At 61.7% G+C, this 15,231-nt stretch carries 6 protein-coding genes; 1 reads left to right on the forward strand and 5 read right to left on the reverse strand.

Annotated elements, in window-relative coordinates; genetic code table 11:
- Positions 1 to 20: 20 nt before the first annotated feature.
- On the reverse strand, positions 21 to 1,352 hold the full coding sequence (locus NKH78_RS02120; RefSeq protein ID WP_352736945.1) for a PQQ-dependent sugar dehydrogenase: 1,332 nt from the start codon (positions 1,350 to 1,352) through the stop codon (positions 21 to 23).
- 397 nt (positions 1,353 to 1,749) lie between these two features.
- On the opposite strand from NKH78_RS02120, the gene NKH78_RS02125 reads away from it, so the two are divergent.
- Positions 1,750 to 2,709 (forward strand): DMT family transporter, encoded by a 960-nt coding sequence (locus NKH78_RS02125; protein ID WP_352737025.1) that lies wholly within the window; start codon positions 1,750 to 1,752, stop codon positions 2,707 to 2,709.
- A gap of 150 nt (positions 2,710 to 2,859) precedes the next feature.
- On the opposite strand, the gene NKH78_RS02130 is transcribed toward NKH78_RS02125, so the two are convergent.
- The 4 genes from NKH78_RS02130 to NKH78_RS02145 are packed head-to-tail and all read right to left on the reverse strand — an operon-like array spanning position 2,860 to position 15,092.
- A complete protein-coding gene (locus tag NKH78_RS02130) occupies positions 2,860 to 3,585 on the reverse strand; it encodes an ABC transporter ATP-binding protein (RefSeq protein WP_352478380.1) in 726 nt (241 codons plus the stop codon).
- Positions 3,585 to 4,733: an ABC transporter permease gene (locus NKH78_RS02135; RefSeq protein WP_352736946.1), complete on the reverse strand. Its 1,149-nt coding sequence runs from the start codon at positions 4,731 to 4,733 to the stop codon at positions 3,585 to 3,587. The genes NKH78_RS02130 and NKH78_RS02135 overlap by 1 nt, the downstream gene beginning before the upstream one ends.
- Positions 4,730 to 5,866 (reverse strand): efflux RND transporter periplasmic adaptor subunit, encoded by a 1,137-nt coding sequence (locus NKH78_RS02140; RefSeq protein WP_352736947.1) that lies wholly within the window; start codon positions 5,864 to 5,866, stop codon positions 4,730 to 4,732. The genes NKH78_RS02135 and NKH78_RS02140 overlap by 4 nt, the downstream gene beginning before the upstream one ends.
- Positions 5,867 to 5,924: 58 nt before the next feature.
- Entirely contained in the window at positions 5,925 to 15,092 is a 9,168-nt protein-coding gene (locus tag NKH78_RS02145; protein WP_352736948.1) for an SDR family NAD(P)-dependent oxidoreductase, read from the reverse strand.
- Positions 15,093 to 15,231: the final 139 nt, after the last annotated feature.

A 15,231-nucleotide genomic window follows, 5' to 3' on the forward strand; every position in this document is an offset into this window, starting at 1 on the left:
AATCAGAAAGGCACCTACGCTCAACGGCCATTCGCCCGGCGGACCCGCCAGATGACATTACCGACGTCGTCGGCGACGAGCAGTGCGCCAGTCTGATCGATAGCTACGCCGACTGGACGGCCCATCGCCTCGCCATTACGCCCGATGAAGCCAGTGAGCACATCTTTCGGAGGGCCGCTCGGTTTGCCACCACGGAACGGCACGAAGATCACCTTATAGCCGCTATGCACGCTTCTATTCCACGAGCCGTGCTGGCCGACGAAGGCGCCGTTGCCGTAGGCCGGACCGAGCCGGGCGCCTTTGGAGAAGGTCAGTCCCAGCGAGGCGGTATGAGAGCCCAGGGCGTAGTCGGGCTTGACCGCCGTCGCCACGAGATCGGGGCGCTGCGGCTTGGCGCGTTCGTCGACGTTCTGTCCGTAGTAGCTGTAGGGCCAACCATAGAAGGCGCCGTCACGAACCGAGGTCATGTAATCCGGCACGAGGTCGTCGCCGATCTCGTCACGCTCGTTCACGGCGACCCAAAGCTCGCCAGTTTCAGGATTCCAGGAGAGCCCGTTCGGGTTGCGCAGGCCCGAGGCGAAGACCCGAGTACGACGGCTCGACCGATCCACTTCAAGGACAGCGGCGCGGTTCTTCTCCGCGGCTATGCCGTTTTCTCCAACGTTGCTGTTGGAACCAACGGTGACATAGAGCTTGCGTCCATCCGGACTTGCGATCACGTCCTTGGTCCAATGATGGTTGAGGTCCCCGGCCGGCAAGTCGATGATCTTTTCCGGCGACGTGCTGACTCGGGTCTGGCCGTTGGAATAGGGGAAAGCGACAAGCGCGTCGGTATTCGCGACAAAGAGCTTGCCTTTGGACAGCGTCATGCCGAACGGCGAATTGAGGCCTTCCGCGAACGTCGTTCGCACATCCGCAATGCCGTCGCCATCAGTGTCGCGCAGGAGCGTGATGCGGTTGGCGCTTTTGGTTGCGGCGCCGGCCCGCTTCATAGCCAGGTCCATGAAGACCTTTCTAAGACTGAAGCCTTCGTCATGCTTGGCAGGGGCATTGGTTTCAGCAACCAGCACGTCGCCGTTCGGAAGCACATGCAGCCAGCGCGGATGGTCGAGGCCGGTAGCGAAGGCGTTCACTGCCAGCCCCTTCGCCGGGGTCGGCATACCTCCTTTCTGCCAGCCTTTCGCCTCGGCGATGTTAACAGTCGGGATCAGCGTCGGTCTTGGTTTCGGTAAAGTGGGGTTGGGGCCATAGCCGATTATTGCCTCGGCTTTTTGCGCCGGAATGCCAGCGCAGCTCGCCATGACGGCTCCCAACACCGCTACGAGTACGCTTCCTCGGAAGCCGGCATGCATCGGAAGTCCCTTCGCATGGATTTGCGTCGTGCTCTTTGTGTAAACGGAAATCAGTGGCTTATTCTTCCAATTGCTTCGAAACAGCGGCGCGTGATCCGAGGGCCAGGAATTCGCGACAGATCTGCTCTCGGTAGAAATATGGCGCGAGGAGATTGTGGCAACCGCCCGAATATCTGTCGCGCGATATGAATCTCACATTCGTATCGCGCGAAATCGATACGGCTTGCGCTTTTCGGTATCGAGTTGCTCATGGGCCAACATGCGTTGGAAAGGAACGAGACCGTGAACGGCGGGACCCACAATGACCCACCGATTGCACTGGCTGGTGAAACAGCTGTTGTCGCTGCTTAGCAAGGCGCTGCAAATCTGCTAAAGTCTGCGGTGGGAGGAGACGGATATCCAATCGCTGCCGATAGCACATCCAAGTGTAGCGAAGGCGACACCCGGCGCATCACTTCCGCTCGCCTATTCCCTCGCGACGCTCTGCTGGCTCCTGTCGGCCGGCGTCTATATCGCCGCCAAGTGGGTTGCCCCCGAGATGCCGCCCTGGGCGCTCTGCTTCTGGCGGCTGACGGTTGCCTGCGCGATCCTGCTCCCTATCGTCCATCGTCATCACGGGGCGATGCTCGTGCTGATCCATTCCCGGGTGATCGAGGTGCTGGTCATCGGCGCCATCGGGCTGACCTTGTGTCAGGGCATGATCTACACGGGCCTCAACTACACCAACGCGACAACCGCCGGCATCATCATGGCGCTGTCGCCGATCATGACGATGGTGCTTGCCCGCTTCGTGCTCGGCGAGCCCCTCGGTGTCTGGAAAGCGCTTGGAGCGCTGGTCGCTCTGGCCGGGATGGTGGTGATCGTGGCGCGCGGCGACCTTGCCGCGCTGATGCAGCTGCAATTCAATCCCGGCGAGTTGTGGATCGTCGGCAGCGCCTTTTGCTGGGGCCTCTACACCGTGCTGCTGCGTCGCGCCAAATTCGCTATCGAGCTTCTGCCGATGGTGGTCCTGCTGCTGGGAGCCGGCGCGCTGGCCGCACTGCCCCTTTATCTCTGGGAACTGTTTTCCGGGGATCGTTCGGCGCTGCATGCGAACGGCCTGCTGGCCCTCGCCTATGTTGCTGGCCCGGGCGGCGCCCTGATGTACTATCTCTACAACCGTAGCGTCGAGACGCTTGGCGCCGGGCGCGCCAGCATGCTGCTCTATCTGCAGACCGCCTTCGTCGCTGTTCTCGCTTATCTGTTCCTCGGCGAAAGCTTGCACGACTACGATCTCGCCGGCGCCGCCCTCATCATCGCCGGCCTGCTGCTCGCCACAGCGATCAAGCCGAGGCAGCGCACGGTGCGTGTCGCGTAGTGAACCTCAGCACCGCCGCTTCGGCCAGCAACTCGTAAGTCTTTGACAGTCCTTTCGGCCGGTGCAGCCCATGACATTGAAGGCGGCGCGTGTTGGATCGCCATAACATCTTCTCAGCGGGAACACCGCCATGGCCGCGTCGAGCGGTGATCAATGCCGTTCAGCCATCATGCCAAAGGGAGACGGCTCTCGTGCCCGCCCATCCTCGAGCTCGAGCATCGAATCGAAATAAGTTTTCCAGCGCGTATCGTGGGTCACAACGCAGATCGCGACATTGCGGCTGTCCGCCAGATGCCTGAACACCTTCATCACCATCTCCGCCCGTGTACCATCCAGTGCGGCGGTAGGTTCGTCGGCTAGAATAACGGTGGGATCGTTTGCCAAGGCCCTGGCGATTGAAACACGCTGCTGTTCGCCGCCGGAAAGTTGGGAAGGATAATTGGAGCCGCGATGTTCGATGCCCAACGCGGCGAGAAGCCGGCTGGCTCGCGCCTGCGCCTGCTGGCGACCGACATCATTGACCTGCATGGCGATGGCAATGTTTTCGGCGGCCGTGAGAAAGGGGATCAGGTTCGCTTTCTGGAACACAAACCCAAGATGGGTCCGCCTGAAGGCCCGTAGCTCGTTGAGCTTCGCACCGGGACGCGAAATCACCTTGCCGTCGAACAGGACCTCTCCCGTTGTCGGTGTCTCCAGCAGACCGGCAATCATCAGCAGCGTCGTCTTGCCGGAGCCGCTGGGCCCGACGATACCGGTAACACTGCCGGGGCTCAAGGTCAGCGAACCTGCCGCCAACGCGGTGACCGGCGAGCCGCCGCTCTCGTAGACCTTGCTGGCATTCCGAACCTCCAGCGTGGCGAGGCGGCGCTTCGACATCAGGCCAACACTTCCTGGGCACGGACCGCGAGCGCGCGACGAATCGCAAACCAGCTGGCCGCAAGGCTGAGTGCCATCAGCACGAACGACAACACGCCAAGATCGGATTCGGTCATCAGCACAGTTCTCGGAAATCTCGGATAGATCGTAAACGAGATGGCTATGGCCAGAACGAGGCTGCAAAAGCCGATCAGCCCCGCCTGCTGCGCAATCATGCCGATGATCACCCGGTCACGGGCGCCGATCAGCTTCAGAAGTGCTATCTGCGCGACCTTCTCGATTGTCATCGTATAGATGGTCAGTGCTATGACGGCGCAGCAGATCAGCAGCGTCATCGTCGTGAAAGCCAGGATCTGGACGCGGAGCTTGCCGAGGCGGCCGTCCAGTAGAAGCGTTTCCTGGTCCTGCTGCGTGAGGACCTCGACGTCGCCCCAGCGTTTGATCGAGTCACGCACGACCTCCTTGTCAGCGCCCGGGAGAGTTTCGACGATGACCGCAGCGACACTTCCGGTCTCGTCGCCGAGACCCATGCGCGTCTTGCCCTTGGCCGCACGGTTGAGGAGGATCGCCTCGCTGGGCAGCAGTCGGTTGATGACCTGCGCGTCCGGGATGGTGACGAACAACAATCCGTCGCCACCCATGTCGACCTGCCCGGACGACACGCCGACAATCGTATAGCTATCTCGTCCAAGCCGGATCTCGTCACCCACAACCAGGCCTAAAGTCTTGTCGGCTATGGCCTCGTAGCGATTTGATTGGAAGTACCGGCCGGCGATCAACGGTATCCAGCTGCCACTGTCGCTTGGATAGTCCACACCAGTGACGGACATTCGCAGCGGAAGCGCGTCAATTTCGAACTGCTGGTTGTATTGGATGAACCGGCGCGTTGCCGCCACACCGGCCACACCGGCCACGCGGCGATCGAGATTGGCCGGTACGGCGGAGGATTCGGCGAACGGTCCGGACTTTCCCCCTTCGACGACCCAGAGGTCGGCACCAATGCCGTCGATCACGATCAAGGCTTCGTAGACGATGCCGCGATACATGCCCAGCATGCCGATCGTCGCCGCCATCAGCAGGCCGACGCCGAAAACGGTCAGGATGAACCTCAGCAGGTTATGCCTGATATCTTTGACCGCGAGATTCACCTGCTCAATGCCTGGAGGTTAACCGCTTGGTACTGGAAGCGGCCTGTCGGACTGAGCACGACATCACCGACCTTTAGGCCGCGCGTGATCTCGATATCGGTGCCGCTGGAGTAGCCCAGCGAAACAGGAGCCCAATAGGCCCGCCCGTCATGTGCAATCCAAAGACCCACCCGTCCCTGGTTTCTCGCCAGGAATCGCTGTGGCACCGCGATGCCCGGTGACGGCGATTCCGCTTGGATGGTGACGCTTGCACGCTGACCCACAGCCCAGTTCGCCGGCACCTCGCGCAATTTAAGATCGACCGTGAACTCGCGCGTCTCTTGATCGACCTGCCGGCCGATCCGCGCAATGGAAGCAGCGTAGGGCCGTTGCGGATCCGATGAGAAGGTGACTTTGGCTACTTGCCCCGGCCGAAGCGACCCCATCGCGGATTCGTCGAAGCGCGCCATGACCAGCAATGACGTCGGGTCGACGATCTGCATCAGTTCGACGCCCGGAGAAAGCAGGTCTCCCACCGTGCGGCTGCGGGAAATCACCACCCCATTGACAGGCGAGCGTATCGAGGTTTCGCCGAAACGGCTCCGTATCTGCTCGACCTCGGCGGAGGCGGCCGCGGCCTGGGCCTTTGCGCGCTCGATGCTAGCGGTCGCTCGCGCCAATGCGGCCTCGGCTTGCTTCTGGGTGCCTTCGAAGAGGTCGAACTCGGCCTGAGAAATCGATTTGCTGGCGAGCAGGCTCTTCCTGCGATCCAGATCTGCCTTTGCAGTACGGGCGGCGATAACCAGCCGGTCACGCTCCAATTCGGCCTCGCGCACGCTCTCCGCCGCGGCCCGGTCGTTGGCGACCGCTGCGGCAAGCTGATACTCGATTTCAGTCGCGTTTAGCGTGGCGAGGATATCGCCGGTCTTTACCTCGTCATTCCGGTCGACGCGAACGTCGGCCAGGAATGCCTGGATCCTTGCCGTCACGACGACCTGGTTGGTTGCACCAAGGAGGCCGGGTCCGGCGATTTCACGCGCGATCAGCCTTCGCTGGGCGACATAGGACTCCACCTGAGCAGGCCAGATATACCAACCAGAAAAGAGCCCGACTGCCGCCAGAACGGCAAACAAGATTAAGATGAAGCGAATCACGTGCCTTTTACCTGCACCGGCTTCCACCGGCCCCGCTGACCCCTGAATCGACGCATCACTATATCGCCGCCTGCTCGGCTGCATCGACCGCCGGTTGCCCAGCCAACAGTCGTTCGATGACTTCCCTCAGGATATCTTCTGCTTCTGCACGGTCATAGCCCAATTGGTCGAATATCAAGGTCAGACCAAGACCGTTCGCGGTCGGAAAGGTACGCAGATCCATCTCGCTGGTACGTGGTTTTTCTCGTCGCATGTCAGGCAGGGGCGTCACTTTGAACATGCCGAGATCAAGTTCGCCACCGGCATGGGCCCTTTGAAGGGGGGCCGACTGCGTGGCGCGTGTCCATCTGTCGACTGTTTGGGTGCCGGCGACGAAGAGGGAGGTATAGGAGCCCTTGGCCACGACTTCGTCATGCACGTCTCCGAAGTAGTTCGAATCCATGAAGGGCGCGAACTGGATAGCCTCTTCGATCCCTTCTCCGAGCGAACCGGCTAACGCTTCGATTGTCTCGAACCGAGACAGCCGCGCACGCACAGGGACGTCCGAGGCGACGAAATTGACATAGTTCTCCAGCCGCCGGTCGTGGCGCAACGCTGCTGGAACCTGCATCACCATATCGTCCACGCCGCCGCGCGACCCGATGGTCTGCGCAAAGGCCGCGATGATCATGGCCGTTTCCGTCGTGCCGGCTGCCCTGGCACGCTTGCGCAGCGCATCCTGCTGGTCGCTGGCTATCGAGAGCGTCACGTCCTCGCTAAGGCTGCAATCGATCAGGTTGACATTCGTCCGGCGGCCTTTCGCCTTGCGCCCGAGATTGGGAATTTGCGGCAAGGGCTCGGCGAATACCTTGCGCAGGAATGCGTCGCGCCGTTCGAACGAACCAGGCTTTCCGACATGGTCGAAATCCCGGATGAATCGGTCGATACTCATTTCCACCGGATCAAGAGGCAGGCCGAGATAAGCCTTGACTGTTTCCTCGACGATGAGGCCGAGGGAATAGCCGTCAACAACGAGATGATGTGCCTTGGCGACGATAAGGTCGCTCTCGGAGCCGAACCGGATGACGGTGACACGGAACATCGGCGCCTGGATATCTATGCCTTCCTGCGCGAGTTCGGTTGCGCGCTCCAACGCTTCGGATTCGTCGGCGACTTGCTCGACCCTGAAGAAATCGGTCGGCGTCCTTTCCAGATACGCGCCGTATCTAGCCCCCTTGCGGAAGAACCGGGTACGCATCACCTCGTGTCGCGCCATGACCGTTTCGATCGCCCGTCTGAGACGATCGGCGTCCATTTGCGGCCGGATCTTGAACTCCTTGCTTACAATGAATGCGGCACGCGCACGCGAAGTCGCGTCTGGATGTTCCTGGAAACGCAGTAATCCCAATTGCGTGCTAGTTACTGCTATCTCTCTTTCGACGTTGGGCACGCCGTCGAGCGGTGAGCGCTCGACATCCTGGCCTCCACTCGGCTGACCGGACCACTCGCGCAGACTCCAGCCCATTGCGATGGGCACCAGGCGGCCTGACGTTTCGAGCTCGCAGGAAAGCTCGTCGAGAAACTGATCGAGTAGCAACCGCGCTGCTGCTTCTTCGACAACGTCGAGATCCACGGTCAGCCGGCAGACAACGCCGGCTTCGCTGGTCGCTGCGGACAATTGTATCTCGTGCGCGGATGCGGGGATCGCATCGAGAGGATGGTCCAAGGCGGCGAGCGCCGTAACTTGGCTACGGTCGAGAAAAGCGAAGCCGAATTGGCGCAGCGAAACATGGCGAATGCGCAGATCTTCTTCGAGCGCCAGTTCCAGAGACGACGTATCCATTGACCGATGCGCGTGGCCGTTTGCGTCGGCACGCTCGACCTTCCTCAGCAGATCGTAACCGAGTTCATTCATGGCTCGCAGGACAATCGGATAGGACCCATCCAAGGGGCCTATCAATCCGCTTGGTGCTCCCTGCCCGCGCTCGCTATACCAGCGGTCGACGACGATTGATCGGAGCGAGAGGCGGCTTGCCAAGGCCTTGGCATAGGCGGCCAGAAAGCGCGCGGCCGGCAACTCCGATCCCGACGCGAATGCTGCTGCTGGAAGCGTGATCTCCAGCAACCCGACACGGCCCCTGTTGGTTCCCATACCGACGGGAGACGCGGCACGACTGCGGCCGGGGATCGGTGCGATCGCAGGCGCGTGGTGAAGTATCTCCTTCCAATAGGCGAGGTCGCGACGATACTCGCTCGATCCGGGCATCGGATGAGCTGCGCGCGCGTAGTCGGTAAAACTAGGCCCTGCTTCGACCGCTTCTGCTTCGCCTTGCACAAGCTGCGCAAGCAAAAGATGAACCGACAACGTGTCCGCAGCCGCGCGATGAGCCCGGATTTGTAGCTCGTGACCGCCATCCTGCCGCTGCCACGCGCCGATCCGCCATAGCGGACCAGGCAGCGCCACATCGCCCAAACGACCGCCCGGCGAAAGCACTTCAACAATCGGTTGAGCCTCGAAGCCTATCTCCACGGCGCCGGACGCCGATATCGCACCGGTCATCCGGAGCGCGTCGTGTCGCTCGACCAGTCGCGCCAATCTTGTCGCAAGCGCGGCCAGCGACACGCCAGGCTCAATACTCGTCTCGACCAGGATCTGATTGTCCGCCTTTGCGACCGCCGACGACATCGGCAGTCCGTCCAGCATCATCGCATTGACCTGGCGGCCAAGAGGCCGGAAGGCTTCCTGCGCTGCAACGCCATCGGAACTCGCTTGTGCGGCCAGGACCTGCAAGGCGGACGCCTTCAGTTTCGCCTCAAAAGCGGAAGCAACGAGGCGCGACAGTCCCGCGATCGTCGGCGCTTGCAGGAACTTGGCGACAGGGATGTCGACTTCGACCTGAGCCTCGACGCGATTTTTCAGTTCGAACGATGAGAGGGAGTCGAGACCGAGCTCACTGAGCTTGCGGTCATCCGCCAAGGCGCTTGCCTCGACCTTGAGGACTTTCGCCACTTCGCGCCGGATCATGTCGGCGAGCAGGTCGTCCCACGCCTCGCGCGGCGCGGCTGCAAGCTCGGCCTGAATGCGAGACCGCCCTCCGGTTCTGTCTCCAAGCAGCGGCGAAATCCTCGGATTCGTCGCTGCGCCGGGGTTCGTGCGAGCGATCGCAGCCCAGTCGATATTGGCAAAGCCGAGATTCTCCGATCTGGCGCGCACAAGATAGGACAGGGCCGCCGCCGCTTCAGAATCCTGAACCGGCTTGATGCCTACGCTATCGAGATAGTTGGTCATTGCTTCCGACCTGGCAACGAATCCACTGCCGGCGATCATGCCCCAGGCGGTGGACGAGCCGGCCAGGTTGCGACCCCTGCGGTACGTGGCGATTGCGTCCAAAACAGAGTTGGCCGCTGTGTAGTTGGCCTGCCCAGACGAACCGATAACCTGCGCGATCGACGAGAAATTCACGAAGAAATCCAGCGGAATATCGTGTTCGACAACGGCGACATGCAAGTTCCACCCGCCGGCTATCTTCGGCCTCAGCACGCGGTCGATCTTGCCTGCATCGAGCTGCGAGACGAAAGCGTCCTCTATCACCGCGGCGCCGTGCACGATGCCGCGCAGAGGAGCGTCACCCCCAGCATATTCGCCGATCAGCCTGCCGACGGCAGTAGCATCGGTCACGTCCAGAGCGGCGCGAACGATGCGCGTGCCACGTTGCTCCATGATCTCGATGGCCACAGCCGCTTCGGCATCTGGAACACCGCTTCGATTGGCAAGGATGATGGTTCCCGCGCCTTTCTGACTGAGCCACTCGGCGATCGCAACGCCAAATCCCTTGAGCCCACCAGTGACGAGGTAGGAAGCCTGAGCGGAGACGGCGAACTGTGCGCCGAGGTCAAGTTCGATGTCCACGGAAGGTTCGTCGAAAGTGACGATCACCTTACCGATGTGCAGCGCTCGCGAAAGCATGCGCATGGCTTCTGCCGCGCGCGATGCCGGGAAGCGGGTCGCCTCCAGCGGCTTATAGACGCCGGCGGCAACCTTAGCCTCCACCTCCACCAGCAATTGCCTGAAGAGGCTCTCCTTCTCGACGGGGAGCGTCGAGAGATCGATGACCGAATAGGCGTTGTTGCGATAAAGCGAGCGAAGCCCGATCGGCTTGTCGTCGGCGAGATCGCGCTTGCCGATTTCGACCATCCTGCCGAAGGGCGCCAGGCACTCCAGACTCTTGTCGATGCCGTTGCCAGACAGCGCGTTCAGCACCACGTCGACGCCGCGGCCACGCGTAAGGGAACGCACCTCGTCGGCGAAATCGAGAGCGCGCGAGTTCATGACCTCATCCACGCCCCATGTCTTCAGGAAGGCGCGTTTTGTGTCGCTGCCTGCAGTGCCGAAGACTCGAGCCCCCACATCATGCGCGACCTGGATGGCGGCGAGCCCGACACCACCCGAAGCCAGATGGATCAGCGCGGTTTCGTCCTGTGCCAATCGGCCGATATGTTTGAGAGCGTAGTGAGCGGTAAGGAAGGCTGTCGGGAGGGTCGCGGCCTGGATCAGATCAATACCATCGGGTACGCGCATGGCGAGATCCGCCCGGAGCTTGGCGAAGCGTCTGAGGTAGCCCTTGCCCATACCCATGATGCGATCGCCGGGCTTGAGATTGGTCACCCGTTCGCCGACCCTGCGGACGGTGCCGGCGAACTCCAGCCCGAGATTGCGCCAGTATGCCTCGTCATTCTCCAACTCGTCCGGCAAGATGCTGGTGGCCGCCATGATGTCGCGGAAGTTCAATCCGACCGCGGCGACCTCGACCATGACCTCGTCTGGCGCCAATTCGGGATCGGCGATTTCGCGTAGTACGATGTTGTCGATGGTGCCAGGCCCCGTCATGGTGACGGCGAAGTTGGAAGAATCCCGCGCGGTCTCCAGCGTCCGCCGCAACGGCGCCACTTCGTGCAAAGCCAGTTGCTCCAGCCGCGGGACATAGCGTTCGGCGCCACGCAGGATGAATTCCGTCTCTGCGGTTTCCTCCAGCACGGCGCCCGAAATGCTCACCCCCGACTGCAGCGATGTGGGATCCGCATCGATAAGGCGGATGCCCAAACCTTTGAACTCGTTTGCCATTGTGCGAGCAATGCCGATTAAGGCGCTCTCACTCAGGCCTGAAAGGCTCATCGGCTGGTCACCTTGCACAAGCCGGCTGCCGGACGTGACGACAACCAGTTCGGGCCGCTGTTCGGACGAACTGTGCAGCCGGTCGATGACTTTTCCAAGCGTGATCAATTGGTGCACGATAGGCGTGATCCTGGCGAGAAGCTCGTCCCCGCCTGCTTTGTCGTCGAGTTTTTCGGGGGTGGCGGCGCTGAACAGGATGCCACCTGTCCCACCCGATTTGGTCATGAATGCCCGGATCGTGGCGAGCGCTTCATCCGCATCGAGGTTCAGGAACGGCGCGGGGTTTGCGACCTCGACCGTCGCTCCGCGGCTAACCAGCTCAGCCAATGTCGCTTCGAGGCGCTGCGTTCCATCACCCACCACCAACCAGTGGGCGCAACGCAATGAGGGCGCTGCCGGTTTGGCTTCCTGCTTCTCGAAATGCTCCTCGAAAACACTGGAGCCCGAGCCGGCACCTTGCTTGGCCCTGCTGCTCCTGACCTTGCCCAGCGCCTTGGTCTGAAGGTTGTCGAGAACGATGAGCGGCTGCCCTTCCGGCGAGAACACGCTGAACCGCATCGAGTACGGGTCGAGACCCGGCTGGATGTCGACGATCACCTCGGGCGTCAAAGGAGCGCCCAGCAGGATCTTGCGGGCGCCGGTCGGCAGGCGCAACTGATACTGGGCCTTGTCTTCATTAGCCGGCGGCAGCGATTCACCTGGAACCCACACGCCGTCTCGATGTGAAGCCAGGCCGATGCCGGCCTGGAGCACCGCGTCCAGCAATCCGGGGAAGGCGAAATACTGCTTCGCCAAGTTGGGATCCTTGCTTGACAGCTTGGCAACCAGGCGGTCGCCGACAATGTCGAGTGCGTTCACCGACTGGAAATAGGGACCGTATTCAAGCCCGTGCCGTTCGGCGAGACGGTAGAATTCCGTCTTTTCGACTAGGTTCGGGCGATCCAGCAGCAGGTCGGCAGGAGCTGGTGCAAGTTCATATTTGTGGCTGAAGCCATAAGCTTCGGCACGCGTCCTCCAGCCATCCTCCGAACCTCGATGGAACGTGGCGATGCGCAGCCTGCTACCGACCGGATCGAACGTCGTCGTAAACAGTACGACGTCGTCCTCCGCGATGGAAAGCGCTTCGTACAGCTTGAAATCACGCAGTTCCACGGACTCAGAGCCGAAATGGTCGCGCAGTGCGGCCCCCATGATTTCGATGTAACCGACGGCCGGGAAGAGGCAATCGCCGCTGACCCGATGGTCAGCCAGGAATTTGAAGCCTCTGAGCGTGATTTCGTTCGTCCAGGACGGCGCCGCAGTGAAGTCGCGCCATCCAAGCAGTGCGTGCCGGGGTGCCTCGAACAGGAAGTTCTTGGTTTCCTCGGATGTATTCAGCAGGCGCTGGTTGTTCCAGGGTAACTTGGGAACGGCCACGTGGCCACTCAACGATTTCGGCCGGTCGAATTCGACGCCGGCAACATGAAGGCTGCCCTCGGCCCGCGCCAGCGTCCAGAAATCGTCAGTTTTGCGATCGAGCGAGTTCACCGCGGCGGCGTCTACCCCGCGCTCCTGCGAGATGCCTCGGATGAGCGGCGTCAGCGTGCGGTGCGGACCTATTTCCAGGAAAGTATTGATGCCGAAATCGAGGGTGAAATCCAAGGCCTTGGTAAAGCTGACGGGTTGGCGCAAATTGGCCCACCAGTAGTCGGCGTCGAACTTCGTCTCGAATATGCCGGTGACCGTCGAGATGATCGGCAGACGGCCTTCTTTCCAGGCGACCGGACCCAGTTCGCCGAGGAACCATTCCTTGCAGTCTTCCAGATGCGCGCTGTGCCATCCGAAATCCATGGTCATCCGGCGGGCCGTCGCATCGGGATAGGCTTCCGCGACCTTGGCCAGCACGCCAAGCACCGCGTCCTCCATGCCGGAAATCGTTTGCGCGATCGGGCCGTTGTAGGCGGCAATGACAACGCTTTCGTCACCGGGCAGCAAAGGTTCGAGTTGATGGACCGTCAGCCCTATCGTGGCCATTGCACCGCGCCGCTCGCTCTTCAGCGGGATGAGGCCGCGTTTGGCAATGATGCGAGCCGCCGTCTCGATATCGATGATACCTGAAACGTAGGTGGCCGCGACCTCGCCGAAGCTGTGGCCGATCAGAAGCTCAGGCCGCACGCCGGCCTTTGTCCAGCGCTCGTAGAGGGATATCTGCGTGGTGAAGATGGATGCCTGGGTAACGTCGGCATCGTTGATGCGGGTCTTCGTCTCGTCCCGCAGCATCTCCTCGACGGTCGACCAGCCGACCATCGGACGCAGCACTTCGTCGAACATCTCGGCGGTTCGGCGAAACGCACGGTCTTCCTTCAACAGGCGGCGCGCCATGGCCCACCACTGGCCGCCCTGGCCCGAGAAGGCGATGGCGAGCCGACGGTTGGATGCCCTCCCGGTGATGATGGTTGGCCCTTCCGCGCTTTGCTCGATGGCTCCCTTAGCCAATGCGCGCAGTTGGGTCTGGAGCGCGGCACGCTCCGGCTCGACGATGAGCGCAGCCCGTTGGGCGAAGTTATCGCGCGCGCTGCTCAAATGGGCGGTGATGTCTTCGACCGGCGTCTCCGCAAGGGAGCCTCCCTGCTCCAGCGCATCGGCTAGACGGCCGGCCCACAGTTCCAGTCCCGCCGTGCTGCCGGCCGAGATCGGGACGGCTATCGGATGGCCGGCTATCACCGGCCTTGGCGCACGGTTGGCGTTCGCGGACAACCCCCGCCATCCTTCCACTGCGATGGAGGCATTGGTGCCGCCAAAGCCGAAGGAGTTGACGACGGCCAGGACCGGCCGGCCGTGATGGTCGATCGGCGTCGGCGTGGTTGCTACAGCGATGTTGAGCGCGTCGAACGGAATGCTCGGATTCGGGCGCTCGAAATTCCGGTTCGGCAGCACGATGCCCTTTCCCGCCGTCAGCACCGTCTTGATGAAACCCGCAATACCGGACGCTGATTCGAGGTGGCCGAGATTGGGCTTGAACGATCCGACATAGGCCGGCTTTGACCGTGAATTCACACCGAACACGCGGCCGATGGCAGCCGCCTCGATTGGATCGCCGACCGGCGTGCCTGTCCCATGGGCCTCGACATAGTCGACATCGGCCGGATCGATGGCGGCGCCTTCCACCAGCGCCTCCAGCATCTCTTGCTGTGCTTCCCCGCTCGGCGAGGTCAGGGTGGGCGTATACCCGTCCTGATTGACCATCGAATGACGGATCACGCCATAGATCCGGTCGCCGTCGGCAATTGCCCGGTCAAGAGGCTTCAGCAAAACGAAACCGCAGCCTTCGCCGCGCACGAACCCGTCCGCCCTTTCGTCGAAGGTGTAGATTCCGCCGGTCGGCGAAAGCATGTTGGCGCTGGAGAATGCGATAAACGGGCCTGGATCGAGCATGCAGTTGACGCCGCCGGCGAGCGCCGTCTCACAGGTGCCGGTGCTCAGGTGGCGCACCGCTTGGTCGATGGCAACGAGCGCCGACGAGCATGCCGTGTCGACGGCGATACTCGGCCCTTTCAGATCGAAACGGTGGGATATTCGGTTGGCCGCGATCGAGAACGCCGAACCGGTGCCGGCAAAAATATCCCCACCACCGACACGTCCGCGGCGCAGGTTCTGCGCGAAATCGTTGGTCGAGATTCCGATGAACACGCCGGTGCGCCCGCGGCGCAGGTCGGCCAATGTGCGCTCGGAATCCTGGACGGCCTCGAAGGCCACTTGCAACGCCAGGCGCTGCTGCGGGTCCATCGTTGTCACCTCGCGGGGCGACATGTCGAAGAAACTCGGGTCGAAGCCGAAAACGTCGCTGGCAAGAAACCCACCCCAGCGCGTCCGCATCTTTCCCCGGGCATCGGGCTCCGGATCATAGAATGCATCGACATTCCATCGATCCGCCGGGATATCGACGATGCCGCAGTTCTTCTCCAGGAGAAAGTTCCAGTACGAGTCCGCGTCCTGGATTCCTCCAGGAAACCGGCAACCAATTCCGATAACTGCGATTGGCTGTGTTGACTCAATGACCTGCTGAGGGGCATCGCCCCCACGATGAATGTTCATGCCCAGACCCCCGCCTAGTATACACCGTGGGTTGCCCAACCCACGGCGCACTTACAGTCACGGCGTATTTAAGTGCATGTCCTAACGGAAGCTCCAAGAGCAAAACTCGCCAGGTTAGCATTTTTATCGCAAAATGTGT

Source organism: Mesorhizobium sp. M0910, from assembly GCF_040319465.1.
Taxonomy (GTDB): domain Bacteria; phylum Pseudomonadota; class Alphaproteobacteria; order Rhizobiales; family Rhizobiaceae; genus Mesorhizobium.

Bases quoted from the DNA above. Each gene is read 5' to 3' on its own strand.
- NKH78_RS02145 (WP_352736948.1), bottom strand. From the start codon at position 15,092: ATGAACATTCATCGTGGGGGCGATGCCCCTCAGCAGGTCATTGAGTCA.
- NKH78_RS02130 (WP_352478380.1), bottom strand. From the start codon at position 3,585: ATGTCGAAGCGCCGCCTCGCCACGCTGGAGGTTCGGAATGCCAGCAAG.
- NKH78_RS02120 (WP_352736945.1), bottom strand. From the start codon at position 1,352: ATGCATGCCGGCTTCCGAGGAAGCGTACTCGTAGCGGTGTTGGGAGCC.